Source organism: Paenibacillus sp. NRS-1781 (assembly GCF_050467745.1).
In the GTDB taxonomy this organism is placed as follows: domain Bacteria; phylum Bacillota; class Bacilli; order Paenibacillales; family Paenibacillaceae; genus Paenibacillus; species Paenibacillus terrae_A.
In genome coordinates this window covers 41,996-66,133 of sequence record NZ_JBITPI010000035.1, presented here as the reverse complement: position 1 = coordinate 66,133, position 24,138 = coordinate 41,996, and the positions used below count along the sequence as shown (strand labels likewise).

Genomic DNA, 24,138 nt, shown 5'->3' with positions numbered 1-24,138 from the left:
TATATGTTTATCAGGATAAATTGCCTTTTTAATTGTCAACACAATAAGTATAAAATAGGTTAACAATAATGCGAACATCATATCAATTCGTGTCTTATGTGTAAAGAAGCCAAAATCAAAAAAAGCGGCCCTCTATCGTTCAAGGGTCGCTTCAAGGATGATTCAATTATAGAATGTCTACTCTTTTGTCTGGTGAATCCTGATTTACGAGACTCCGGCTTCCTCCATAAGGATTGGCTGCTTCAACAGCCGAATACGTGAAATCCGCTTGTTCTCGATTTCTTCTACAACGAACTGACAACCTTCAAATTCTACAGACTGACCCGGCTGTGGCGGGATGACCTCAACATGCGAGTACAGCCAGCCCCCTACTGTATCATAATCCTCATGATCCAGATTCAGTCCAAAGCGATCATTCACTTCATCAATTAACAGCATACCGTCAATGGAAAATTCCTCGTCATTAATCTGCTCACAATCCGGACGCTCCTGATCGAACTCATCCTGAATTTCACCAACGATCTCTTCCATAATATCCTCCAGCGTCACCATACCCGAAGTACCACCGTATTCATCAATCAGAATCGCAATTTGTGTCTTACTACGCTGCATGCGTTTGAGCAAATCGCTAATTTGTGTAGATTCAGGAACGGCAAGAATCGGGCGGATCATCGTACGGGTATCCAGTTTGTTCGCCCGCAGAAGATCCTTAATATGGATAAAGCCGATAATATGGTCCTTGTCCTCGGCACAGATTGGATAACGCGTTCTCATGCTTTCCGTCGCAATCGCGAGATTTTCCTCTGTGGACTCATTGCTGTACAAACAGATCATCTCGGTACGCGGAATCATGATTTCCCTGGCGGTCGTGTCGGTAAAATCAAATATATTATCAACAAGCGCCAATTCCGTATTATCAATTAGTCCGCTCTTATTGCTTTCTTTCATCAGAATGCGTATTTCATCCCCCGTATGCGCGGAATCGTCATATTCAGATACCGGCTCCAGACGGAATAAACGCAGCAGGCTGTTCGCCATGCCATTCAACGCCCATATGAATGGATACATCAGCTTGTAAAACCAAGTCATTAGCATGGCCGAATACAGCGTAATGGTTTCAGCTTTACGAATGGCTATCGTTTTGGGGGCCAATTCCCCCAGCACAATATGCAGAATCGTAATCACAATAAATGCAATGACCACGGCAGTACCGTGTACATATACCGGTCCTAGCCCGGCGGCGGTAAATACAGGTTCGATCAAATGTGCAACGGCCGGCTCTCCGATCCACCCCAGTCCCAGCGAAGCCAGTGTAATGCCCAACTGGCAGGCAGACAGATAAGCGTCCAAATTGTGTAACATATTCGCGGCATAAACGGCTTTTTTGTTACCCGCCTCTACCAATGTTTCAATACGGCTGCTTCTGACTTTCACCATTGCAAATTCTGCAGATACAAAAAAACCGTTTAATAATACTAATGCAAAAACAATAAATAAGTTAAACATACTCGGTAAAGGGTCACTCAATATGCTCCCCGTCAGCCGTCATTACGGCAGACAGGCGCACCTCCTTCGGATAGTTTCATCATAGACAGAACGATAACACATCATAAGCAGCGTCAACTTCCCAACACATTCACTCCTTTCGGCTTTTACAAGCCATATTTTCGCATGAATGACGAAGCCATTCATCAGCTTATATTCAATTATATAGTTATACACTACACAGTCAATCCGCAAGGTATGTCAGAAAAATCGGCTAACGCGGTCATTTTGACCGAAAATCGCCATTTTCCGCCTCTTACCACAAGGGAAGCTACTATATTTGAGAAAGAATATAAATAAAATAAATCCCCCGCCGTAAGGCAGAGGATTGGGGAATAAACTATATATATGAAGACATCAGCGAACCGGGGACGAGCCCGGATTACCCATGACGCCAGGATATTGGTACAACAGCGGCTCATCAAAAGTCGCATAGTCCAGATTCACCATCAACAGAATGGTGCGTCTTCCGGTAGAAGGATCACTGATAATAATGTGGTCACGACCAGCCGCTTCCAAAATACCCTTGAAAATTTTCGCGTTCCATTCGCGGTTATTTTCATAGGTCATATAAAAAGTACCCGTTTTGCCCAGATTCAGGCGCAAAATATTTTCAATATAAGATTGCTCATATTGTGGAGTCTGAGTCTGTACCACTGTGCCAGTCGGTGTCATTGCGCTTCCACTATTGACTTGAGGGGGAAAGCCGCTCATGGGCTGCATGGTTCCCATTGGAGTCAACCTAGGCCATTCGGGAAACCCGCCGCCAGCAGGATAAGAGACAGGACGGTAAGCTTGCTGTGAAATCATGTTAATTCCTCCTAAAATGGTTTTAAATCATCCACACTCATGTTGTTACGTGTTAATAGACGGCAGGGCAATCCTGTGCAGTTGGACTAAAGAAGCAATGGGCCTTGTAACGGCCGGTGTTAGTCTGGTTATACCAGGTATCCGGACAGTCCCCGGAAGGTCTGAAAAACCACAATGCATTCGAAGCCGGGCGAATCTTTTCCCCATTAATGACACGCTGGGCAAGACGAATGTCACGGTCACGGGCTCTTTGGTAAAAGTACCCCTTTTGGGTAGCTTCAAATCCACCGGGACTTTGAAACACCATGTCATTCATGAGGCGAATTCCCTGAAAATCCAGGCAATTGGCCAAAATCCGATTAACACCGACATTACCGACCATGAGCATTCCCTGCTCTCCTTCTCCTTCGGCCTCTGCTCGCATAAGCCGGGCCAGTGTCCTTACATCCTCTGAGTTGACATTAATAACAGCCAACGTCTCCCCTCCTTACTGCTTAATCATATATCGTATCGTATGGTACAAATGCCCAATGGGTGACAGCGACAACGAAAAAATAAACAAAAAAATAGCCCCGAAACTCGGGACTATCCTGCAATAACGTATCCTTATATAGCTACCGTTTACATTTTAACCTGTTGCAAGCTATAGCGATTGAGACGCTGGAACCCGATGTACCGTGTACCCTGAAAGGTAAGCCGTCCCTCATCTCCCTCGGAACATTGACCATATTCTTCCCCGCTCACCTTAAACTCCATCCGATCGCCACTCTCCACCTCGAAGGTCACATAATAGAAAGTATAGGTACGAGTCCCTTGTTCCTCCTGCCGCCTCTGTTGGAGATGTGTTCTTCTGGCCGTAATTCGGGAACCGACCGTCAATACAGGCTGCCTTTTATTCCGGCTCCATTCCATGACTTCCTTGCCCGCAGACAGTACGACAATACCCAACACGACTACGAAAAATACGGGCAGTACCGTACCCAGCCAATCGAACATCCATAATGACTCAAATCCCATGCACCGCACTCCTCTCCGCCAGGCATTCCACAGGGAAACGGCCGGGCATCCTCACATGACCTAAGCTTTCTATAATAGTATATGTACGTTCCTGCCCAAATTTGATAGCAACCCTCAAGAACGCCAAGAGCCTCCACGGAATGATCCGGGAGGCTCAACATATGGCGATATCAGAATGATGCATCTGTTTATACATGTACAAGCTGGAGATAACGTTGTGTCTCATCCAGTACTTCATTTTCTTCTGTTTCGGCGTAACGTTCTGCACACTGCTTACAATCCTCTTCAGTCGTGCAACCGTAGGCATCCTGGCAAGTGTAACAAAATTGAAGGTAATATTGGGTTAACATTTGATCCTGATTCGCTCTCATGATTATCACTCCTATCGTTGTTTACATGTTTAGTATAACAGTGGTTCATTCGATGGATTGTGATTTTTTTCACATGTTGTCGTATAAAATTTAAGTTTTTTAAAAATAAAACGCCCTGTGCCTCTTCCCTGTATCTGCATGCCCTTTTGAGGACGTGCAAAATTAGACGAAAAAGCACAGGGCAATCGCTCTGGTGAAGGGTTATAGGATCCTCCAGTTGGCACCGCCATCCGTCGTTTTAAGTAACAGTGATTTCTTGTCGTCCAATCGTTCCAGAAGCAGCCACCCTACCGTAGAAGAAGCGAACCGGAGCTTGACCGATCGCGGGTAATCCTCTAGCTTCGATGGCAGCACTTTGCTGCCAGTAAGGGTTGTCCACGTCTTGCCCCCGTCCATTGTTCGGCTCATTCCGGCTGGAGTTACGATCCACCCTTCCTTATCATTTAGAAAAGTGCGGCCGGGAATAACGGAGTTTCTTTTACTGATCAGCCCCAAAGACACATGGTTCCATTGCATGCCTGCATCAACAGTAAACAGTCCGCTATACTTTGTACCGCTGTCTAAATAACAGAGAACAGGAATCCAATACGAGGAACTATTTCCTTTAAAAGACTGCGGAGCTTCGGCTTCTGCTTGAGGACAACCCTGCATCTTGCTGGCTACCGGGGTCCAGGTCTTCCCTTGATTCGAAGTCTTATAAAGCTTAACACTGCTATCCAGATTAATCGCAACAAAACCCTGCTTGTTGCCATCAAAGCTCATTCCCGCCATGCTGCCCTGGTCGGGCAGGCCCGAGCTTGACTCATTGGATGACATGCCAGAACTTTGCGCAACCTTCTTCCATGTGGCCCCTCCATCAGTGGTATGATACAACAACTTTTGTTGATCCTGCTCATTCAGGTTTGTAGACGCCATAATCCATCCGGTAGACGGATTTACATATTGTATCGCGCTCACATGCTCCCCGCTTGGGAGCGCTGAAATATCCCAGCTTTGTCCCCCATCAGCGGTTCTGAGGATGACGGTTGCGGTTTTGTCCAGATTTTGACGGACAACCCATCCATGCCGGGAATCGGTAAAGCTAATATCCTTCCCATATTCAAGCTTGTCTTGAAATTGGACGTTTTCGGAAGGAGAAATATTATTCCAGGTATTTCCACCATCATGCGTATAATAGAGCCGAAGCTCATTACGAGTAACTCCCCAAACGAAGGCTTTGGTATTATCAATCAGATGAAAATCAGCTATTCGTGTCTGAACTATATATTTGGCATTGGGATAGCCCACCTTCGGTGTCAATGGTGGATTAATAGTTATCGTTTGCCCCTGGTCATCCGGTTCCTCAATCGGAGGTTTGGTTACGGTTTCTGCGGGTTCGGAAGAACAGCCAGCCAGCAGGATACCTGTCAGCAGCAATACTCCCCCCAGGAGCGCACACCAGCGCAGTTTCATATAAAAATCCTCCCTCAATGGCATGCGGTAATCCCGTGCCACAACCTTATCTGAAACAGAATTATACCATAAACGACCTTATGTGACACTTTTCGCGCACTCATACTAAAAAACCGGCCACCCTCTACATATAGTGCAGGATGCCGGCTTTTTAACATTCAGACAAATTAGGATTTATGGTTTAACAAACTTTTGTGATATCCATAGAAAAAATAAATCAGTAGACCTAGCAGAAGCCAAACGATAAATCCAATCCACGTGCTGATATGAAGCTGAAGCATCAAACCGACGCAAACCAGGGCACTCAAAAGCGGGAGTAACGGGACCCAAGGTACGGTAAAGCCTCTTTTCAGATCGGGACGTTTCTTACGCAGAACGATCACCCCAACCGATACAACGGCAAAAGCGAACAGGGTTCCGATACTCGTCAGGTTCGTCAGTGCATGTAATGGAAAAAATCCACTAGCCAATGCGATGATGCTTCCGACCAGCCAAGTGCTTCGGATGGGTGTTTGAGTTTTGGGATTGATTTTAGATAAAAATATCGGTAACAGACCATCACGGGACATCGAGAAAATTAACCGTGTTTGACCATACAACAGTACGAGTAAAACCGTGGTCATCCCGGCAATCGCACCGACAGAAATGAGTCCGGCCGCAATGTCCTGATGGATAAAGCGCAAAGCAAACGCAACAGGATCATTTACCCCTAACTGCGTATAAGGCACCATTCCGGTAAGTACAACCGAAACCGCTATATACAGCACCGTACAAATCGCAAGCGAGGAAATAATACCAATTGGCATATTCCGCTGCGGATTACGTACCTCCTCTGCTGCCGTTGAAATGGCATCGAAACCCAAGTAAGCAAAAAATACGATTGCCGCGGCACTCAAAACACCGGAAAAACCATAGGGGAGAAACGGTGTCCAGTTCGCAGGTTTAACATAAAAAATTCCGATTCCGATAAACAGCAGCACAACGCCCACTTTGACACAAACCATAATGAAATTAAATCGGACCGTTTCCTTGGCTCCGAGACTCAACAGCAGTGTGATCAACATAATAATACACACAGCAGGCAGGTCAATAATGGTTCCTTTGGCTGAATCAAAGGCTGCGGTTAAAGCCAGTGGTAAATGTATATCAAACCCAGCCAGCAAACCTTGAAAATAAGCAGACCAGCCACTGCTCACTGAGGCGGCCGCCACCCCGTATTCCAGAATTAAGTCCCAGCCCAGCACCCAGGCCAGAATTTCCCCAAACACAATATAGCTATACGCATAAGCGCTGCCGGCAGCGGGAACCGTAGATGAAAGCTCTGCATAGCACAAGGCTGCCAGCACGCAGGCAATTCCTGCAATAACAAAGGAGATCATCAGGCCAGGACCCGCATTTTCCGCTGCTGCCTTGCCTGTGATCACAAAAATCCCGGTACCGATGATACATCCTACACCCAGCATAGTCAGATCGAAGGCGCCCATCGTTCTCTTCAAGTGATCCGTCGTTTCGTTTTCTCCATGCGGGAGCATCCCTGTTTTTTTTCGAAATAAGTCCATAATCATAATCCTCTTTCCATAATGTCCTACGCCAATATTGCTACTTCAACGCTTTAGTGTGTGTTCCTGTCATTCGATTAATTATTAGCGAGTCCCTGTTTGAAGTCAAGGAGAAATGTCATATTTCTTTGCAGTGGAGGGCACATATACGGTAAACTAAGTTAGAAAGATAAATTTTGTATTATTAAAATATGAAAAGGTATTCAACCCGAGAAGGAGATGAGGATTTTATGAGCTTAAAACCTTACAAACGAAGCAGAGTGGCCATTGTCGGCATGGGAGCGGTCGGTACAACGACCGGTTACACCCTCCTGCTACGCCAACGCATGTCAGAACTTGTCTTTATTGATGTTAATGTCAAAAAGGCGCAGGGGGAAATGCTCGATATGAATCACGGGCTTCCCTTTCTCGGCGGTGTCAAAGTGTGGGCGGGTGATTATGAAGACTGTCGTGATGCGGATATCATCATTGTTACAGCGGGCGCATCACAAAAACCGGGAGAAACACGCATTGATCTGCTCAAGCGTAATGCCGAAATTTTTGAAAGCATTATTGATAATATCGTCAAGGTAAACACACACGGCATTTTGTTGATCGCAACCAATCCGGTGGACATTCTCTCCTACATCTCCTGGAAACGTAGTGGCTGGCCTTCGAGCAGAGTTATCGGTTCGGGTACGCTGCTGGACAGCGCACGCTTCCGTTATTTGATTGGTAAGCAAAAGGGCATTGATCCTCGGAGCATCCACGCCCATATTATTGGAGAACATGGCGATTCAGAGCTGCCTGTATGGAGCATGGCCAACATCGCAGGAACTCCATTGGAGCTGGGCGAAGAAACAAAAAATGAAATTTTTGAAAGCACCAAAAATGCAGCCTATGAAATTATAGATGCCAAAGGCGCGACCTCTTACGCCATCGGGCTGGCTCTCGACCGGATCGTAGCCGCCATTCTGGGGGACGAAGGGTCGGTACTTAATGTGTCCACTTTGCTGGAAGATTATAACGGAGTGTCTGACGTTTATCTGGGTGTCCCGAGTATCGTAGATCACACCGGGGTACGCGAAATTTTAGATCTTCCACTGAATGACAAAGAACGTCAAGGGCTGCATCAATCTGCGGACAAGCTGAAAGATCAAATTAGTAAACTCGACTTGTAGATGAACAAACTGAAATTGTAGACAAAAAGGGCCTTCACAGCGGCGAAAATACCGTTGAGAGGCCCTTTGATTATTTCATATAAGGAGTTCAGCTTATCGTAAACCGTTTATTCAGATTACCAAGGTGGTGCATCGCCATCGGCATACTCGTCTTCTTGCTGGCGCTTCTCTTTCAAGCGCTCAGCCACCGTTTCGAACGATTCAGGTTGAAGCAGCTCAATCGGTGAAAAGCCTTTTTCAAACGTAAATGCGTCGCCTTCAATGATAAGCGCGTATCTATCATGCAGCTTCGTAATATGCAGCTTGGCCCCAAAGTCGGACAGCAGTCCACGCACAGCCGTATCATCCAGCTTGAAGCGAACTTCAATTTCCGGCTTTAGCTCAACAATATGCTGTGCAGCCTCTACGACCTGAAGGGGTTCCCATTTTCCTTGCAAATCCCGTTTTTCACTGGCCGCCCACAGCTCCAGATCACGTTCCTCTTGCTGTCTTTCCTCATTGGAAGCATCTGGCCATTTCGTCTCTACATAGTTCTGGACGAAGCCCATGACATGCTCATTAACGATTTCTGGCATGGATTGCTCGTAGGTCACAAATTTCAGAAAATCCTCAAAATACCGGGCATGCGAGGACTGGTGAATTTTAAGCTCCCACTCATCGTTCATCCCCTCCTCCAGCATGTAAGGATACATGATGGATTTCATATTACGGGCTGAAATGGCCATTTCGACCTCACTGACCAGATTGCTTTCGGTAATCCGGGCAATTTTAGGTTCAAAATCACATTTGAGCACAAAAATAAAGGGATCATCGGAGTGTGTATTCAAGGTAGCCTGTACAATGATCAACGCTCCGCCGCGTACCGCGCTCGTATCCAGATACATCCGCACCAGATCGTCGCAGGCATTTTTAAAATCCTCCTTATCCTCTGCTGCCCGCAGCCGGGCGAACATATTGAAATTCGGATTACTGCTCAGTTCATGCTCTGGTTCGACGATAAAGCGGCCAATTTTGGTCGGTGCCTGCTCTGTACTCGGATTTTTCTCGACCTTCCGCTTGCTAATGCGGGCAAATTCCCCGTCCAGAAATTTTTTAACATCGCTTTCGTCATAATCATAGTCATCCATCGTAGCATAATGCTTGTAGGACTTACCACCCTGTCCTTCTTTTCCGTCTACCTGAATTACAAAAAAAGATAAAAAGTCCACTTGAAAGTTCATTTGCGTTTCATACGCTCCTTTTCAGGCATGTACGCGTAATTATATCACTATGGATTTAAAACGTACATCGGATGCAAATCCTCATTGTTCAGATATACATTTTAGTTAACATAATATTTATTATGTAATATTTTTTTGTTCTTTGAAGAAGAATGGCTTGACTTCGGTGCTGACTGATCGTATAGTGTGGATATATCTGTAATCAAGGGAGAGATTTTGATGTCGGTGAACGTTCTTAACTAAGCAACTTCATATTCAGGGAAGACCATTCAGGCGCTTGTGCCCTCCGGGGACAGGTTAGTTTGTTATTGTGTTTTTACCCTGACATTAGTTAAGAACATGCGGATATCATAAATCGCCTCAGGGATTATTTTCTTCTAGGCCTTATTCCGTGCTGTGTTCAGCGCGGTTTTTTTGTTTTCAGATTTTGTAAACTTCCTTTATATACCTCCTATTCATAGCTAATTAGCTTACAAATTGGTTTACTCATGAATGATTTGGAGACGTATAAATTGGAGCTGCAAAAGCTGGATTATAGGCTTATTTGACGATAAATTCCCTCTTTCCTTCAGGGCGGAGAATGAACGATTTGTTCATTCTCCGCCCTTTTTTTATTTCACAGAGAAGGCTCTAAACCATCCTAAAATCACACACTAATGGAGAGATTTATTCATGAATGAAACCACAATGCAGCGTTTGGAATATGACCGGATCAAAACAAGAGTTTCCGAATGTGCTTTTTCTTACCTTGGTAAGCGCCATGCCGCTGCCATGCAACCCATTACAGATATCCGTACGATCAAGATCCGCCTTGACGAAGCAACGGAAGCCTTGCAGCTCATTCGCCACGGTGCAAGTGTTCCTATCCCCTCACTGGAAGGGATGGAACACATTTAATTCTCTCACCAGCCGTCACCGATCCATCATGCAGGAAAATATGATTAGTCAGCGCAGTGGCCGTTATGTGCTTCCAATCAAAAAAGAGTTCCGCAAACAGGTGAAAGGCAATGTGCTGGATGAGTCGGGCAGTGGTCAAACGGTTTATATCGAGCCTGCCGAGATCATAAGTCTGCAATTCGATCAGAGTGCGAACATGGCCGAAGAATCCAAAGAAGAAATGAAGGTGCTGGGAGACCTGACGGCACTCACTGAGTCATACAGCCGGGAGCTGAGCATCAACACAGAGACGGTAGGTATAATCGACTTTGTATTAGCAAAAGCCAAATATGCCAAGGCTATAGATGCTGTCCCTGTGGAGCTTAACCTCAACGGGATTATTGACATCCGAGGTGCACGTCACCCGTTGATGGCAAATTCCATGGTTCCACTTGATTTCTCCATCGGTGAAGGCTATTCCTCGCTCATCATTACTGGACCCAATACAGGTGGAAAAACGATGGCCCTCAAAAGTGTCGGCCTTAACTCTGATGGTACAATCCGGACTACTGGTACCTGTTTCAGAAGGCTCACGAATGGCTGTATTCGAGAACATCGAGGTGGATATCGGAGACGGACAAAGCATCGAGCATGCCTTGAGCACCTTTTCTGCACATATCCGCAACATGATCGGAATTTTGGAAACAACAGGAAACTCCACTCTGATCCTGATTGATGAAATGGCATCTGGAACCGATCCGGGCGAAGGCGTGGGTCTCTCAATCGCTCTGCTGGAAGAATTCCACCGCCGCCGGACAACCGTTGTGGCTACCACGCACTTTAGTGAGATTAAGCATTTTGCCGAAAATACGCCAGGATTCCAGAATGCTCGAATGGAGTTTGATACCGAAACGCTGCAACCATTATACCGTCTCCGAATTGGTGAAGCAGGAGAAAGCTATGCATACGCCATTGCCTTGAAGCTGGGGATGTGGAATCGTATTATCGAGCGTTCTCAGGCCATTTCTGCAAGCAGAGCATCTCGGAATACACAAGATTCGTTCGTTATCCCCCCCCCGCTCTTGATGATGAAAAGCCTGTTGCTGCAAGTAAAACTCCCTCCAAAAGAGCAGTTTCAGACCCTTCAGCGACGCCGTTTGCCCTTGGCGATAGTGTTTATGTAGGCTACCTGAATCGGACTGGAATTGTATATAAAACTGAGGATGAACGCGGGAATGTGAAGATTTTGATCCAAGGCCAAAAGCTGACCATGAACAAAAAGAGGCTCGTCCTTCACATAGCTGCTACTGAATTATATCCTGACGATTATGATCTGGATATTGTTTTAGAAACCAAGGGAAACCGCAAAAAACGGAAGCTTATGGGACGCAAGCATCTCCAAGGTCTGATCATTGAATCTCCTCCGGAAAATGAAATGTAGTCGCGCATGCATTTTCTCAATCGAAAATAAGCTTTTTTTGAATGTCAGTGAAACTTTGATCTGCAAGCGGACACTTTGAAAGAGTGATCCACTTGCAGATTCTACTTTTGTCATTTGAATGCATGAATAGGACTCATAAATCTTGTTATATTAACATAATATATATTATGTAATCCTGTTGATTTCAAAACGTCTGTAATGCAAAAAGGCGTGTCCAAAGTTAAAGGCACGCTCTATTGTTGGTGTTTTATTGGTTAGCATTACTCAATCCCGCACTCGTCGAAAAATAACTTTGGTCATCATTCAAGATGATACGATTGTTTGTAGTTGTATATAGCACCTAGCAGATTCGCTTCATTTCCTAATCGTAATTACCAGTAAAGGATTTTCAGATATGCCTCCCCCAATAACAAACTTTCAGGGTCAAGAATTGATTGCAAATTAATGATTTGTGTTGCGATGTTCCTACAGTATTCTTGAAAAATCGTTTGGACGTGATAAAGGATACAATGTTCACAATATGGATGACACAAAGTCGTTGATGCGATTTCCAAGTCAGGGTGCAATTCCTTTTATTTAGTTAACATAATAATTTTTATGTAAACTAAACGTATTTATTTTCAAAATGAACCCATAGTATATACTTACAATCCCGTTATTGGTATCTGAATATCCAGCTTATCCATCGCTTTTTCTTTTTCCCGATCGGTGACATGCGTATATACAGTGGTCGTCTGGATGGAAGAGTGTCCTAGCAGTTCCTGCACAGTACGCAGATCTGCCCCCTTACGTAAAAGCATCGTTGCAAACGTATGCCGCAGCTTATGGCTGGAGTAGGCCACTCGACCTTGCGCACCTTTATCCTGCTGGAATCGCTCGAATGTTTCCGTAGCAATCTGCTGAATAGACCGCACCGCCAAACGGCGGCCTTTTTGCGACACAAACATCGCGTCCTCCTTCCCCCTCCAGGGGGTTAATCTTTCCTCCAATGCACGCTCCACAATATCACACACACCCTCTGGCACCGGAAGCGTTCGCCACTTGCGTCCTTTACCGAACACATCTAAGGTACGTCGTTCACGGCTGTAATCCGAGATATTTAAAGAATGAACCTCTCCCACCCGTAATCCCATATATACCATGAGCAGAAAAATAGCCATGTTGCGATTTGCATATTTGCCCTCCACTGCGAGCAAAAACGGCTGAATTTCCTTTTCATCCAAATAGACAGGCATACGATTCTTCTCGGTCTTTGCTTTTTTAATTCCAAATGCCGGATTCGTGCTGCACAATTCAAATTCCTGCAATGCTTTGTAAAAGCTGCTTACCGCCGCATGCTTTCGGTTCCGCGTACTATCTCCGGCCCCACTTTCCCGCGCTTTAGACAGATATGACATTACATGAATTTTCTTCACCTGATCAAGTGGCTTTTCACGCAGCGTACGTAAGAACTGCTTCACATCCCCCGTATAGTTTTTTTGCGTATGTATCGTATAACCTGCATCTTTCATCCAGATCAAAAAAGCTTCCAGCTCCTCAGCATACACTTCATCAATATCATCAATCATATCCGTCTCCATTTGCCATCCCCCTTTTTCATCCCGATTACCTCCGTTCCGATTCATCATCCCAATATACTGTAAAACGTCTATTTTCGCCTGCTTTTTATCGACAATTCAATCGACATCTTGTGCGTGAGGGCTAATGAAAGTCGATTTAAACCTAAACTGCGTATAATTTATATTATACGCTATTATTTTGGCCGCTTTTTAAGTATAAATAAAGCACTATAGCCTTGTCTACTGCCATTTTGACTGATTTTCTCCTTAGATACCGTTATCACCAGCATTAGGAAGCATATCTAAGAACCTATGGGGTGAGTAGCCGTCGGCGGGACATGGGTGATGTGAAAAGGAATTTTGCTGGCTCGCTCCATTTTCCCTTCATCTTTCAGCACGCTATACTTAAAGAAGTCGAAAGGAAAACTTATTTTCAGCTTATGTTCATTTCAAAAATGTAAGTTATTCATGACAAAGGGAGTGTTCATTTATTTATGAGTACCGAAATGCTGGAACGTCGAAGTGAAATTTTAAAACGGAACATCCATCAGTTGCTGGTTCAGGAAAATCAACACGGCGTGACGCGTCAAGAAAATTACACTTTGCACAAAATGATCAGAGAGCTTCATCAAACTTCTCACGCCTTAAATACTTCCCGTTGATATGAAAAATACGAATGTTTAAATGCAAAATAACCTTTAGCCCCACTTCCTTAGTGGTGTTGAAGGTTATTTTGTCGTGTATAGCTTTTAATGAATAAGTTATGATTTCTTCACGATGTCATCCCTTGGAGCGACTCAGCAGATATAGGAAGTATGGAGCACCAATGATCGCCACGATCAAACCTGTCGGGATTTCTTTCTGTAAAGGTAAGGATCGTGTAATTGTATCCGCCACAAGCACTAACAGTGCCCCAACCAATGCACAGGCCACTAACAGCATCTTATGCTTTGGCCCCACCAGTTTTCTTGCCAAATGCGGAGCAACTAAACCGACGAAGCCGATTCCACCGCTAACCGATACGCTGGAACTGGCCAATCCAACCGCAGCAGCGAGCAGAAGGATGCGTTCTTTTTCAATAGATGTACCTAACCCGGATGCCGTCTGATCTCCCAAATTAAGCACATTCATTACATTGGCCTTGTAGTATGCGAAAGGCAGCAGCACCACAAGCCAAGGTAACAGTGCCATTACAAATTTCCAGTTGGACCCCCATATACTTCCTGCCAACCAATTGGCAACAAACGTATAACTTTCAGGCGTAAGCTTGAGAGTCAAAATGATCATCGCAGCACTGATCCCCGCAGCTACACCAATTCCGCTTAACAGTAACCTTGTCGGAGAAATCCCTTCACCCTTTTTGTAAGAAAGAGCGTAGATCAAAATAGCAGCCGCTCCCGATCCAATCAGCGCAAGGGCAGGTAGTAAAAACAATGAATTCGTTGTTTGCATCGTTGGGAACAGTAATACAAACAGCATAACCATCAGCCCGGCCCCAGCATTAATCCCCAAGATGCCAGGGTCCGCCAAACCATTACGTGAAACTCCCTGCATGATACAGCCAGAAACCGCCAGACCTGCACCGATCAAAACGGAAATAACCATTCGTGGCAATCGGAATTCAAATAAGATTAATTCCTGCTGTGGAGTCCCTTGCCCAAATAAGGTTCTGAAAAGCTCCATTGGCGAAAGTCGAATGGTTCCTGTATTCGCACTAATGGTGAATGCAACAATGAGCAAAATGAGCAGAACGATAACAACGATCCAATCATGGATTTTTTTACGGTGATCTGCTTTGGCAATAGCTCCAGTCGTGATGTTATTCATCTTACAGTGCTCTCCTTTCTTTACGAGCTAGATAAAGGAAGAATGGCACCCCAATTAGGGCAATAAGCACGCCTACTGGTGTTTCCTCCGGTGCATTAATCATACGAGCCGCCAGATCGGCAAACACGATGAGTAAAGCCCCCATAATGGCCGAGCAAGGAATGATCCAGCGATAATCGACACCTACCAGCTTGCGGGTCATATGAGGAATAATCAGTCCTACAAAGCCGATAGATCCTACCAGCGACACTGCCGCCCCCGCCAGAATAAGTACCAAGATCATCCCAAGCACCTTTACAATGCCAGTGCGCTGACCGAGACTGAGCGCAATTTCATCCCCGAGGCTGAGCAACGTAATAGACCGTGACAGCATTAGAGCGCCGATAAAGGCTGCCACAACCCAAGGCAAGACAATCCCCAGTTGCACCCACTTGGTTCCGCTAAGTCCCCCTGCATACCAGAAGGCCAGATCCTGTCCGACATTAAAATACAAGCTGATCGCGTCACCCAAGGCAGACAGCAATGCCGTTACAGCTGCACCCGCCAATACAAGGCGTACTGGCGTAAGTCCACCCTTGGATATGGAGCTTGTACCATATACCATCACAACAGCTAAGGCCGCGCCAACAAAGGAGTACAGCATCAGTTGTAAAAAGGATGACCCGGGAAAAATAGCAAAGCAAATCGCCATCGCCAAACTGGCCCCCGAATTCAATCCAAGCAAACCCGAGTCAGCAAGCGGATTTCGGGTCATCCCCTGCATAATCGCCCCCGCCACAGCGAAGCAGACTCCGATCAACACACCACCCAAAATCCGTGGTAGCCTGATTTCCCAAATAATTTGATGATTTTGTATTTCAGGATTAAAATGAAAGACTGCATTCCATACCTCAAACAGCCTAATAGGAGCTGCACCAAAAGATAGGGATAAAGCGATACCGAACGCCAAAAGGGCTAGTCCGGCTGTTAAGATGAGTGAAGCCGCCCATGGCCGTGAGTGGAATGGAGGCGGCGGCTGGCTATGGTTACTCTGGGCGGGACTCTCCGATGATTCTGATAATTTCATGACTATTTTTCACCCTTACTTGTTGAATAGTATGTAGGCTATCACACAAACCTGTGCTCATGAAGGCATTTGATAATGAGAATTATTATCATGCAATCTTTACTATTGTAAATTAATGCGGCAATGGCTTCAATAGTAAATTTCGACGAACCCATGAAGCCCTGCAATTTTGTGAAAAATAAAGCCCTTTGGCATCAATACCAAAGGGCTGCCAGCAACACCGGAGTAACTACTTCTGTGAAGCCTTCTCTTTATTCCGTTGGACGAGCATGTCTGCGATTTCTTCTGCTTGTCCTACAATGGCAATCGGATCGAAGTACCAATATCGATCCTCCTGTAACTCAAAAACCTTGCCATTTCGGACGGCATCCAGTGACTTCCATATACTGTCCCCTGTATAACCGGCGGTATCCTTGTTAACCGTCAGAAAAATAAAAGAGCCGACATACTGATTAATCACTTCTTTAGATACCGATTTCCATTGAGTCTCACCTAATAATTCCTTTTGGACAAGAGGTGGAGGCGTCAAACCCAGTCCTCTGTATACCGCCTGTCCTCCTCTGCCAAAGTTATCGCCATATACATAATATTCCTTCGTTGAAGCCTCCATGACAGTGAAGGTATCCTCAGGTTGAATCATTCCCTTTAATTTGTCGCGTGCTGCCTGCATCCGCTGATCGTATTGCGCTAGCCACGCTTTAGCCTCCTGATCCTTACCAAGAAGCTCTCCAAAAGCAGTTAATTCCTCATGTACATCCTTATACGTACCATAAGGAATAGCGACAGTCGGTGCAATTTTACTGTATTTCTCATATTCAGTAGCATCTTTGGAACCAATCAAAATCAAATCCGGCTCCAGAGTAAGTACCTTTTCAAAGGACACGCTACCACGATCTCCAATGCTTGTAATGCCCTGTACCAGATCCTTGGAAAACGGATTGTCCAAATAATACTTCACACTCCCCACAGGTTTAATACCGAGAGCTAATAAATCATTCTGATACATATCTACTACGATCCGTTGAGGATGAGTTGGGATTGTAACATCACCATGAATCGTTTGGATTGTCTTTGTTGCAGTTGACTTCTGATTCGTAGAAGTTGGATTCTGCTTTCCGTCAGCCTGCCCCGTATCTCCTCCACAAGCGGTTAGAGCCAGGATGAATGACAGTAGCAGCATTGCAATCCACATTTTCTTTTTCAAAACATTCATTCCTCTCTCTGCTTACATGTCATACTATTTCATTTAGGTACCGTACTGAGCTTGATGCAGACGGCTATATGGACCTTTTACCGCCAGCAATTCTTCATGTCTACCTTGCTCGGCGATTCCCTGATCGGCAACCACGATAATGCGGTCGGCGTTTTTAATCGTTGCCAGACGATGCGCAATAACGAGCGTTGTGCGTCCTTGCGACAACTCTGTCAAAGCCTGCTGAATCGCAGCTTCTGTCTCTGTATCCAGTGCTGATGTTGCTTCATCCAAAATGAGAATAGGTGGATTTTTGAGGAACATCCGGGCAATAGACAAGCGTTGCTTTTGACCCCCGGACAGTTTCACGCCCCGTTCACCAATCATCGTATCCAACCCTTCCGGATATGTACGAACGAGGTCTTCAATCTGAGCCCGTCGGGCGGCATCCCAAATTTCTTCTTCCGAAGCACCTAGCTTGCCATATGCAATATTTTCACGAACCGTTCCATCGAACAGGAACACATCCTGCTGTACGATCCCAATCATGGAGCGCAACGATTCCAGGTTCATTTCACGGATATCCATACCATCAATGGTAATGCTGCCTTCCTCCACATCATAGAAGCGTGGCAACAAGCTGCAAAGCGTCGTTTTACCTGCTCCTGAAGGGCCGACTAGTGCTACAGTCTCTCCCGCATGGATGGATAGGTCCACTTTGCGCAATACTTTGTCTTTGTTTTCATAGCCAAATGTTACACCTGTAAATTGGATTTCTCCATTCAGATGGGTAACGGTCTTGGCCCCTGGCAGATCTTCTACATCCGATTCACTTTCCAATAAATCCAGGTATCGGCGGAAGCCGGCAATGCCTTTGGGATACGTTTCAATAACAGAGTTAATCTGCTTGATTGGTGCAAGAAATACGTTGGACAGCATCACAAACGCGATAAATTCCCCGTACGTCATTTGCCCTTCAATCACAAACCATGTACCGCACACGAGTACAAATAGCGAAACCAGTTTCATCAGAACAAAACTAATCGAAGAATTCCAAGCCATAATACGGTAAGCAATTAGCTTGGTTTTACGGAATCGTCCATTGTTCTCAGCAAAACGTTCCATTTCATGCTCTTCGTTCGAAAATGCTTGTACAACGCGGATACCACTGACATTATTTTCGATGCGTGCGTTGTAATCTGCGATATCCGAAAACATGCGATGGAAAGCAGCATTCATTTTACGGCTAAAATACAAGGACAAGTAAATCATAAGCGGCACAATAATGAACGTCAGCACTGCCAGCTTCCAGTTAATGCCTAGCATGATGCCGAAGGCCCCTCCCAGTGTCATCAACGCGATAAACAAATCTTCAGGTCCGTGGTGGGCGATTTCCCCGATATCCATCAGATCGTTGGTCATACGGGAGACGAGATGCCCTGTTTTGTTATTATCAAAAAAACGGAAGGATTGCTTTTGAATTCGATCAAACAGCTTTTTACGCATGTCCGATTCGATGTTAATCCCCAGCTTATGGCCCCAATAGGTAACCACGTAATTTAATCCGGCACTGACTACATAAATACCAAGCAGTCCTATACAAGCATATAAAATCCACTTCCAGTTCCCGCTAGGTAGCAAATCATCGACCACCCGGTTGACGGCAAGTGGAAAAGCCAACTCCAGCAGTGCAGCCAGCAAGGCGCAAGAGAAATCAATAATAAACAAAGTCCGGTAAGGACGGTAATATTCAAAAAAACGTTTTAACATATATGACTTCTCCTTTCTTATTTCAAGTGATTATTTAGGATCGACGGAAAGCATGTTAACCGCTTCATCCAGCGATTTGTCAATCGCAAGCGGTGAGTACGTAAACCACGGGTCAGCTTTGATGAAATATACTTTGTGGTTTTTAACCGCAGGAAGATTTCTCCACAGTGCGCTTTGCTCGATTTCCTTGAGGATTCCATCCTTGCTCTCTTCATCATAAACCAGCATAATAATTCGGTCCCCTGACAGTTCAGGCAGCTTTTCCATAGAGATGCTATCGTAAACGAAATTAAAGTTTGGGTCCTTCGCCAGCTTTTGGCGTATGTACTCAGGAGGATTCAATTCCAGTGAACGGTAAATGACATGTCCTACATTCCGCGCCCCATACACTCTTAGAACATCCTTTCCGTAAGTCATGTAAATCGTGACCGTTTCGCCTTTCTTAAATTTTCCAGCCAGCTTCTTCCGGCCTTCGGCAGCCTTTTGATCCAGATTAACAATCCACTGCTCAGCTTCCTTTTCCTTGTCCTTACCTAGCACGGCGGCAACATCCCGAAATTGCTTGAACACATCCCCTGCTCCAAAAGAAACGACTACGGTTGGAGCAATTTTCTCCAGCTGCTCCTTCACTTCGGGAGTGATATCTTCTGTTGTTATGATCAGGTCTGGCTGTAGCTCCAGCACCTTTTCTACATTCGTCGGGTTCCCAATATCTGCAATTCCGTCAATCTTACCCTTTAAATATTCGCCCTCCAACAAATGGGAAGCAGCACCTACCGGCTTAACTCCCAAGGCGAGTATGGCATCCAAATATTGCGTCGTAATAACCCGTTGCGGATTTACAGGGATATTGATCTTGTTGCCAGTGGCATCTGTATATTCACGCATGGCAACCGTTTGGGATTGCCCGGAAGAGTCGTTAATGCTTGTCTTTCCGTTGGTCTGACTGCGGGTATCTGTGTTTCCACAAGCACCCAGTATAAACGTTAGTAGAACCACGAGGCACAGCGTAATCCCCGATTTTACCCCGTTACTTTGTTGCAAGATGATGTCCTCCTTAAGTATATACACTAAAAAATGATAGTGATTCTCATTATCATACAATTGTTATTCTATCTTTTACCGCTACTTCTTACAACACTAAAATTAAAAACTTCCATATTATACGAAGCAAATGATTCCTGTCTCATAAAAAAACGGACTGATCGCATTCTCGCATCAGCCCGAAATCTTAAATATATGGGGGGTTACGCCCATTTTATTTCTTCTGATCCATCAGTTCCCCATTTGAGAGCCAAATCAATTTTGGTAACGCCTTCAGGAATGGGTAAGCCGGCATCGGCCACGACAATATAGTCCGTGTGGCCGAGATCCGACAGTACTTTGGATATATGACTGTTCAGGATTCCATGTTTTTTCATATTATAATTGTTCCTCCACTTCACGCCGCGTTGGCATACCACCCTGTGCCCCAAACTTGGTAACGGACAGCGATGCAGCACGATTGGCGAATTTCACACTATTTGCCAGCGATTTCCCCTCAGACAGCGCCACCGCAAATGCAGCGTTAAATGTATCCCCTGCACCTGTCGTATCCACGGCTTCTACTTTATAAGTAGGAACAACGACCTCCTGTTCTCCGTCGAAGAATCGTACACCGTTGCTGCCTTCCGTAACAAACAGCTTGTTCGGATATTGACGCAGAGCCTCTTGAAGGCTTTGGCCCTTGAACATAATAGCAGCTTCATGCTCATTGGGCGTAATGTATGTCGCGTTCTCAATCACATTTGCTTCCACCTCACGAGCCGGAGCAGGATTCAGCAGCAGCGGCACCTCATACTTGGCGCAAATTTTGCTCACGTATACGACCGTTTCCTCCGGTATTTCCTGTTGGATGAGCACCATATCCGAATTTCGGATCACATCGAGTGCTTCCTCTACATAGGCTGGAGTTATTTCATTATTCGCTGCTTTTACAACGACAATACTGTTATCACCTTCAGCCAGTACGATATGTGCTGTGCCACTTTCCATATGTGTAACCGGTTTCACATAGCCAACATGAACATGATTTTCTTCAAAGTTCCTTAAAATCTGTTGACCAAAATGATCATCCCCTACGCGTCCAATCATCGTAACTTCCGCTCCGAGACGGGCCGCAGCTACTGCCTGATTGGCTCCTTTCCCTCCGGGTACGGTTGTAAAGCTTTCACCCAGTACGGTTTCTCCTGCGCCGGGGCGCTTGGATGAAGTCACTACAAGATCCATAGAGCTGCTTCCAACAATCGTGATTTTAGCCATGATAATCCACCTTTCTGGTCGTTTCCCGTTCAATGAATTTGACGGGCAATTGTATGCTTGAATGGGTAAGTATGCTCGAATGAAGATTAGGTACGCTTGACTTCGTTACTTGTGACTGCTCAATCAGTTGAATCAGCAGACCTGCTGCTTCCCATCCCATTTCATAAGCGGGCTGCCGGATCGTTGACAATGGCGGGAATAACAAGCTGCTTAATGGTATATCATCAAACCCGATAATCTGAACATCATCCGGGATTATCTTTCCTAATCGATGTGCCTCGTGCATCACCGCTGTAGCCACAATATCGTTACTCGCAATGACTCCGTCTGTATCAGGATGCTTGTTGAACAGCTCTTTGGCCCACAGCTCGGCTTCCTTGAACGAAAAGGACGTCGTCTTGACGACATGATAAGTAATATTCGATTGCTGAAGCTCTTCAACCGCCCCGCGAAAACGATCCTGCGCCGGACGAATATGTGCCGGGCCCTGCATGACTGTAATTTGTTTGCTGCCACGGGCCACGATTTCCTGCGCTGCAAGTCGACCGCCATGAGCACCATCGGCGTATACGGAGGGGCTATCATTGGAAGTCCGATCGAGAAAAACGACAGGGATTTTCAGCTTGGCGTAGCAATCAGCATTGGGATCATTTGTAGATGAAATGACGCCAACGACATTATTTTGAATAAAGGTATCCATGTAATCCAGTTCTTTTTGCTGATCTTCATCACAATTACCAAAAATAATTCGAAAATCATTTTCCTGCATTCGATCCTCCACTCCACGAGCTAGCAAGGGAAAGTAAGGATTCGTAATATCCGGCAGAAGCAGGCCGATTAATTTGGATTTCTTTTTGTACAGAGAACGAGCCACTTCGTTGGGTTTGTAATTTAGTTGCTTAACAGCGGCCTCAACCTTGCGACGTGTATCCTCATGCACGTATCCGGTTTCATTAATAACTCTGGATACGGTCGCTACCGAAACGCCTGCAAAGCTGGCGACCTGTTTAATTGTTGTCATTGTGTAGTTTCAACTCCAATATGTAACCGATTACAAATATAAAATATCACAGCATTTATTCTTTGACAAGTATTAAATATTTGCACGCAGCAGGCTTTGGCCTTATAATTCTAATGTAACTGATTGAGTTTCACCTTCGATAAGAAATCTAAACGTGAGCTTACTCACTTCCGGTTACTCGATAAAATACGTATACATGGAGGCTTTTCCTTATGAATATCGAAGTTTGGTCTGATTATATGTGTCCGTTCTGTTATATCGGCAAACGCCGTTTGGAACAAGTATTGCAGCAATTCCCGCACCACAATGAGGTGAAATTGACGTTTAAGAGCTTTGAGCTGAACCCGGACGCTGTAAAAGATAGTGGTAAAACGATCAATGAAGAGCTGTCGGCCAAGTATGGCGTCAGTCTGCAAGAGGCTCAGGCTATGAATGATCGTATGAACGAAAACGCACGCTCGGCGGGTCTGGAATACAATATTCATGCGATGGTGCCAACCAACTCGCTGGATGCCCACCGCTTAACGCTGTGGGCTCAAACACAAGGCAAAATGCTGGAGCTGAGCGAGCGCTTATTCCAGGCTGTGTTCATAGAAGGCAAGCATACAGGTGACCCTGAAGTGCTGGCGGCGTTGGCTGCCGAGGTTGGTCTGGATCGAGACGAAGCCGCTGCTGTGCTGGCCAGTGATCGCTATACGGATGAAGTTAGAGCCGATGAAGCCGAGGGTGCTGGGTTGGGTGTTCGTGGTGTGCCATTCTTTGTTTTTGATCGTAAATTTGCTGTTTCGGGTGCTCAACCGGACGAGGTATTCCATGATGCCCTGCAAAAAGCATGGGACCAACGCTCTCCGTTCACGATGGTAAGCGCAAGCTCCTCCGCAGACGATGCAGGTGGTGTATGCACAGACGACGGTTGTGAGCTTCCACGCCGCGAGAACTGATCGATGAGTGAACAGCGATTCACAGCTTCTTAACTAACCCTCCTAAAAAGCGTGCTAACATCCGATTCATTCTGATGCTGGCACGCTTTTTTAAAATATTTGTTACATCGATTTGATCATCCCGCCATCGACAAGAATGGTGCTGCCTGTCAAATAGGACGAGGCTTCAGATGCCAGAAAAGCAATCACTCTCCCGAACTCTTCCGGCTCCCCATATCTTCCCAACGGAATACCTTCTTCAGCTTGCTTGCGAACCTGATCCAATGTTTGCTGAGTCTTCTCGGCCCGATGCTCATCCAAGCTTCGCACACGATCGGTTGCAATTCTTCCCGGCGCTACGGTATGTACCAGGATATTGTAAGGAGCTAATTCCAGAGACAGTGTTTTCGCCAAGCCAGCGACACCCGTACGTAGTGTATTCGAGATAATAAGACCCGGAATCGGCTGCTTAACCGAGGAGGATGCAATATTTAAAATTCGGCCGCTTTGTTGTTTTTTCATATAAGGTAGAGCTTCACGAATTAACCGGATATGACTAAGCAAATTTTGCTCAAAGGCTTGCAGCCAAACTTCATCCGTAAAATCATCAAAGGTTCCCGCAGGAGGCCCGCCCGCATTGTTAACTAAAATATCGACGGTGCCGAACAAATCTGCTGTACGACGGATAGCTTTGGAAATATGTTCAGGTTTCGTTACATCGCAAACCACATATTCGACGCGCCCGCTGGCCGTTTGTTGGAGTTCAGCCTGTGTATGTTGAAGCTCCGCTTCGTCCCGTCCCGAAATCACGACATTCGCACCTTCACGCGCCAGCTCCCGTGCGCTTGCCTTGCCAAGTCCTTTGCTGGAGCCTGCAACAAAGGCAGCTTTTCCCGTTAATCCTAAATCCATCTATGCCACTCCCTTTTCTCTGTGTTCTCTATTTAATTGTACATATGAACAGCATGTAATGCGAGTAGCCCCTCTTGGGTTATATAAAATTTTATTATACGCCCAGCCTATTTCCACAG

20 protein-coding genes and 2 pseudogenes are annotated in these 24,138 nt (G+C 45.6%); 4 read left to right on the top strand and 18 right to left on the bottom strand.

Annotation, left to right across the window (positions count from 1 at the left end; translation table 11 throughout):
• Positions 1-204: 204 nt before the first annotated feature.
• The 7 genes from ACIFO6_RS13510 to ACIFO6_RS13480 form a co-directional block, all read right to left on the bottom strand.
• Positions 205-1,506 carry a hemolysin family protein gene (locus ACIFO6_RS13510; RefSeq protein WP_430041158.1) on the bottom strand — a complete coding sequence of 434 codons (1,302 nt, stop codon included), beginning with the start codon at positions 1,504-1,506 and terminating at the stop codon, positions 205-207.
• A 396-nt stretch (positions 1,507-1,902) separates the two neighbouring features.
• Entirely contained in the window at positions 1,903-2,355 is a 453-nt protein-coding gene (gene gerQ / locus ACIFO6_RS13505) for a spore coat protein GerQ (RefSeq protein WP_430041157.1), read from the bottom strand.
• A gap of 52 nt (positions 2,356-2,407) precedes the next feature.
• Complete coding sequence (locus ACIFO6_RS13500) at positions 2,408-2,830, bottom strand: cell wall hydrolase (protein ID WP_430041156.1); 423 nt, start codon at positions 2,828-2,830, stop codon at positions 2,408-2,410.
• 146 nt (positions 2,831-2,976) lie between these two features.
• Complete coding sequence (locus ACIFO6_RS13495; RefSeq protein WP_430041155.1) at positions 2,977-3,372, bottom strand: DUF2500 domain-containing protein; 396 nt, start codon at positions 3,370-3,372, stop codon at positions 2,977-2,979.
• A gap of 188 nt (positions 3,373-3,560) precedes the next feature.
• Positions 3,561-3,743, bottom strand: a complete 183-nt coding sequence (locus tag ACIFO6_RS13490; protein ID WP_430041154.1) for a hypothetical protein — start codon at positions 3,741-3,743, stop codon at positions 3,561-3,563.
• Between the two features lie 201 nt (positions 3,744-3,944).
• Complete coding sequence (locus ACIFO6_RS13485; protein WP_430041153.1) at positions 3,945-5,195, bottom strand: WD40/YVTN/BNR-like repeat-containing protein; 1,251 nt, start codon at positions 5,193-5,195, stop codon at positions 3,945-3,947.
• Between the two features lie 167 nt (positions 5,196-5,362).
• Positions 5,363-6,754: an amino acid permease gene (locus tag ACIFO6_RS13480; RefSeq protein WP_430041151.1), complete on the bottom strand. Its 1,392-nt coding sequence runs from the start codon at positions 6,752-6,754 to the stop codon at positions 5,363-5,365.
• A gap of 230 nt (positions 6,755-6,984) precedes the next feature.
• Here ACIFO6_RS13480 and ACIFO6_RS13475 point away from each other — a divergent pair, with 230 nt between their 5' ends.
• Entirely contained in the window at positions 6,985-7,914 is a 930-nt protein-coding gene (locus tag ACIFO6_RS13475) for an L-lactate dehydrogenase (protein ID WP_430041150.1), read from the top strand.
• A 116-nt stretch (positions 7,915-8,030) separates the two neighbouring features.
• Here the strand turns inward: ACIFO6_RS13475 and ACIFO6_RS13470 are convergent, their stop codons facing one another.
• Positions 8,031-9,134 carry a DUF3900 domain-containing protein gene (locus ACIFO6_RS13470; protein WP_430041149.1) on the bottom strand — a complete coding sequence of 368 codons (1,104 nt, stop codon included), beginning with the start codon at positions 9,132-9,134 and terminating at the stop codon, positions 8,031-8,033.
• Positions 9,135-9,806: 672 nt separating this feature from the next.
• Between ACIFO6_RS13470 and ACIFO6_RS13465 the strand changes: the two are divergent.
• Positions 9,807-11,451 (top strand): annotated as a pseudogene (locus tag ACIFO6_RS13465) (endonuclease MutS2).
• A gap of 644 nt (positions 11,452-12,095) precedes the next feature.
• On the opposite strand, the gene ACIFO6_RS13460 reads toward ACIFO6_RS13465, so the two are convergent.
• Positions 12,096-13,076: a tyrosine-type recombinase/integrase gene (locus ACIFO6_RS13460; RefSeq protein ID WP_430041148.1), complete on the bottom strand. Its 981-nt coding sequence runs from the start codon at positions 13,074-13,076 to the stop codon at positions 12,096-12,098.
• 428 nt (positions 13,077-13,504) lie between these two features.
• Between ACIFO6_RS13460 and ACIFO6_RS13455 the strand changes: the two genes are divergently transcribed.
• Entirely contained in the window at positions 13,505-13,672 is a 168-nt protein-coding gene (locus ACIFO6_RS13455) for a hypothetical protein (RefSeq protein ID WP_007432475.1), read from the top strand.
• 118 nt (positions 13,673-13,790) lie between these two features.
• On the opposite strand, the gene ACIFO6_RS13450 is transcribed toward ACIFO6_RS13455, so the two are convergent.
• From ACIFO6_RS13450 to ACIFO6_RS13415, 8 genes and pseudogenes are all read right to left on the bottom strand, one after another.
• Positions 13,791-14,837 (bottom strand): FecCD family ABC transporter permease, encoded by a 1,047-nt coding sequence (locus ACIFO6_RS13450; RefSeq protein ID WP_430041147.1) that lies wholly within the window; start codon positions 14,835-14,837, stop codon positions 13,791-13,793.
• A gap of 1 nt (position 14,838) precedes the next feature.
• Positions 14,839-15,903, bottom strand: coding sequence for a FecCD family ABC transporter permease (locus ACIFO6_RS13445; protein WP_430041146.1), 1,065 nt, complete (start codon positions 15,901-15,903; stop codon positions 14,839-14,841).
• 229 nt (positions 15,904-16,132) lie between these two features.
• On the bottom strand, positions 16,133-17,116 hold the full coding sequence (locus ACIFO6_RS13440) for an ABC transporter substrate-binding protein (RefSeq protein ID WP_430041145.1): 984 nt from the start codon (positions 17,114-17,116) through the stop codon (positions 16,133-16,135).
• Between the two features lie 33 nt (positions 17,117-17,149).
• Positions 17,150-18,865 (bottom strand): ABC transporter ATP-binding protein, encoded by a 1,716-nt coding sequence (locus ACIFO6_RS13435; RefSeq protein WP_430041144.1) that lies wholly within the window; start codon positions 18,863-18,865, stop codon positions 17,150-17,152.
• Between the two features lie 30 nt (positions 18,866-18,895).
• Entirely contained in the window at positions 18,896-19,909 is a 1,014-nt protein-coding gene (locus tag ACIFO6_RS13430; RefSeq protein ID WP_430041143.1) for an ABC transporter substrate-binding protein, read from the bottom strand.
• A gap of 215 nt (positions 19,910-20,124) precedes the next feature.
• A pseudogene (locus ACIFO6_RS13425) lies at positions 20,125-20,286 on the bottom strand (RbsD/FucU domain-containing protein); the annotation flags it as partial.
• Between the two features lies 1 nt (position 20,287).
• The gene (gene rbsK, locus ACIFO6_RS13420) at positions 20,288-21,166 is read right to left on the bottom strand and encodes a ribokinase (protein ID WP_430041142.1); all 879 of its coding nucleotides are present in this window, start codon (positions 21,164-21,166) and stop codon (positions 20,288-20,290) included.
• Entirely contained in the window at positions 21,159-22,187 is a 1,029-nt protein-coding gene (locus ACIFO6_RS13415) for a LacI family DNA-binding transcriptional regulator (RefSeq protein ID WP_430041140.1), read from the bottom strand. The genes rbsK and ACIFO6_RS13415 overlap by 8 nt, the downstream gene beginning before the upstream one ends.
• Positions 22,188-22,399: 212 nt before the next feature.
• Between ACIFO6_RS13415 and ACIFO6_RS13410 the strand changes: the two genes are divergently transcribed.
• Positions 22,400-23,128 carry a DsbA family oxidoreductase gene (locus ACIFO6_RS13410; protein ID WP_430041139.1) on the top strand — a complete coding sequence of 243 codons (729 nt, stop codon included), beginning with the start codon at positions 22,400-22,402 and terminating at the stop codon, positions 23,126-23,128.
• A gap of 102 nt (positions 23,129-23,230) precedes the next feature.
• Here the strand turns inward: ACIFO6_RS13410 and ACIFO6_RS13405 are convergent, their stop codons facing one another.
• Positions 23,231-24,019 (bottom strand): SDR family oxidoreductase, encoded by a 789-nt coding sequence (locus ACIFO6_RS13405; RefSeq protein WP_430041137.1) that lies wholly within the window; start codon positions 24,017-24,019, stop codon positions 23,231-23,233.
• Positions 24,020-24,138: the final 119 nt, after the last annotated feature.

Coding starts and splice junctions, on each gene's coding strand:
- ACIFO6_RS13450 (WP_430041147.1), bottom strand. CDS start 14,837: ATGAATAACATCACGACTGGAGCTATTGCCAAAGCAGATCACCGTAAA.
- ACIFO6_RS13440 (WP_430041145.1), bottom strand. CDS start 17,116: ATGAATGTTTTGAAAAAGAAAATGTGGATTGCAATGCTGCTACTGTCA.
- ACIFO6_RS13510 (WP_430041158.1), bottom strand. CDS start 1,506: ATGTTTAACTTATTTATTGTTTTTGCATTAGTATTATTAAACGGTTTT.
- ACIFO6_RS13480 (WP_430041151.1), bottom strand. CDS start 6,754: ATGGACTTATTTCGAAAAAAAACAGGGATGCTCCCGCATGGAGAAAAC.
- ACIFO6_RS13495 (WP_430041155.1), bottom strand. CDS start 3,372: ATGGGATTTGAGTCATTATGGATGTTCGATTGGCTGGGTACGGTACTG.
- ACIFO6_RS13415 (WP_430041140.1), bottom strand. CDS start 22,187: ATGACAACAATTAAACAGGTCGCCAGCTTTGCAGGCGTTTCGGTAGCG.
- ACIFO6_RS13475 (WP_430041150.1), top strand. CDS start 6,985: ATGAGCTTAAAACCTTACAAACGAAGCAGAGTGGCCATTGTCGGCATG.
- gerQ (WP_430041157.1), bottom strand. CDS start 2,355: ATGATTTCACAGCAAGCTTACCGTCCTGTCTCTTATCCTGCTGGCGGC.
- ACIFO6_RS13485 (WP_430041153.1), bottom strand. CDS start 5,195: ATGAAACTGCGCTGGTGTGCGCTCCTGGGGGGAGTATTGCTGCTGACA.
- ACIFO6_RS13470 (WP_430041149.1), bottom strand. CDS start 9,134: ATGAACTTTCAAGTGGACTTTTTATCTTTTTTTGTAATTCAGGTAGAC.
- ACIFO6_RS13455 (WP_007432475.1), top strand. CDS start 13,505: ATGAGTACCGAAATGCTGGAACGTCGAAGTGAAATTTTAAAACGGAAC.
- ACIFO6_RS13445 (WP_430041146.1), bottom strand. CDS start 15,903: ATGAAATTATCAGAATCATCGGAGAGTCCCGCCCAGAGTAACCATAGC.
- ACIFO6_RS13490 (WP_430041154.1), bottom strand. CDS start 3,743: ATGAGAGCGAATCAGGATCAAATGTTAACCCAATATTACCTTCAATTT.
- ACIFO6_RS13405 (WP_430041137.1), bottom strand. CDS start 24,019: ATGGATTTAGGATTAACGGGAAAAGCTGCCTTTGTTGCAGGCTCCAGC.
- ACIFO6_RS13410 (WP_430041139.1), top strand. CDS start 22,400: ATGAATATCGAAGTTTGGTCTGATTATATGTGTCCGTTCTGTTATATC.
- rbsK (WP_430041142.1), bottom strand. CDS start 21,166: ATGGCTAAAATCACGATTGTTGGAAGCAGCTCTATGGATCTTGTAGTG.
- ACIFO6_RS13435 (WP_430041144.1), bottom strand. CDS start 18,865: ATGTTAAAACGTTTTTTTGAATATTACCGTCCTTACCGGACTTTGTTT.
- ACIFO6_RS13460 (WP_430041148.1), bottom strand. CDS start 13,076: ATGAATCGGAACGGAGGTAATCGGGATGAAAAAGGGGGATGGCAAATG.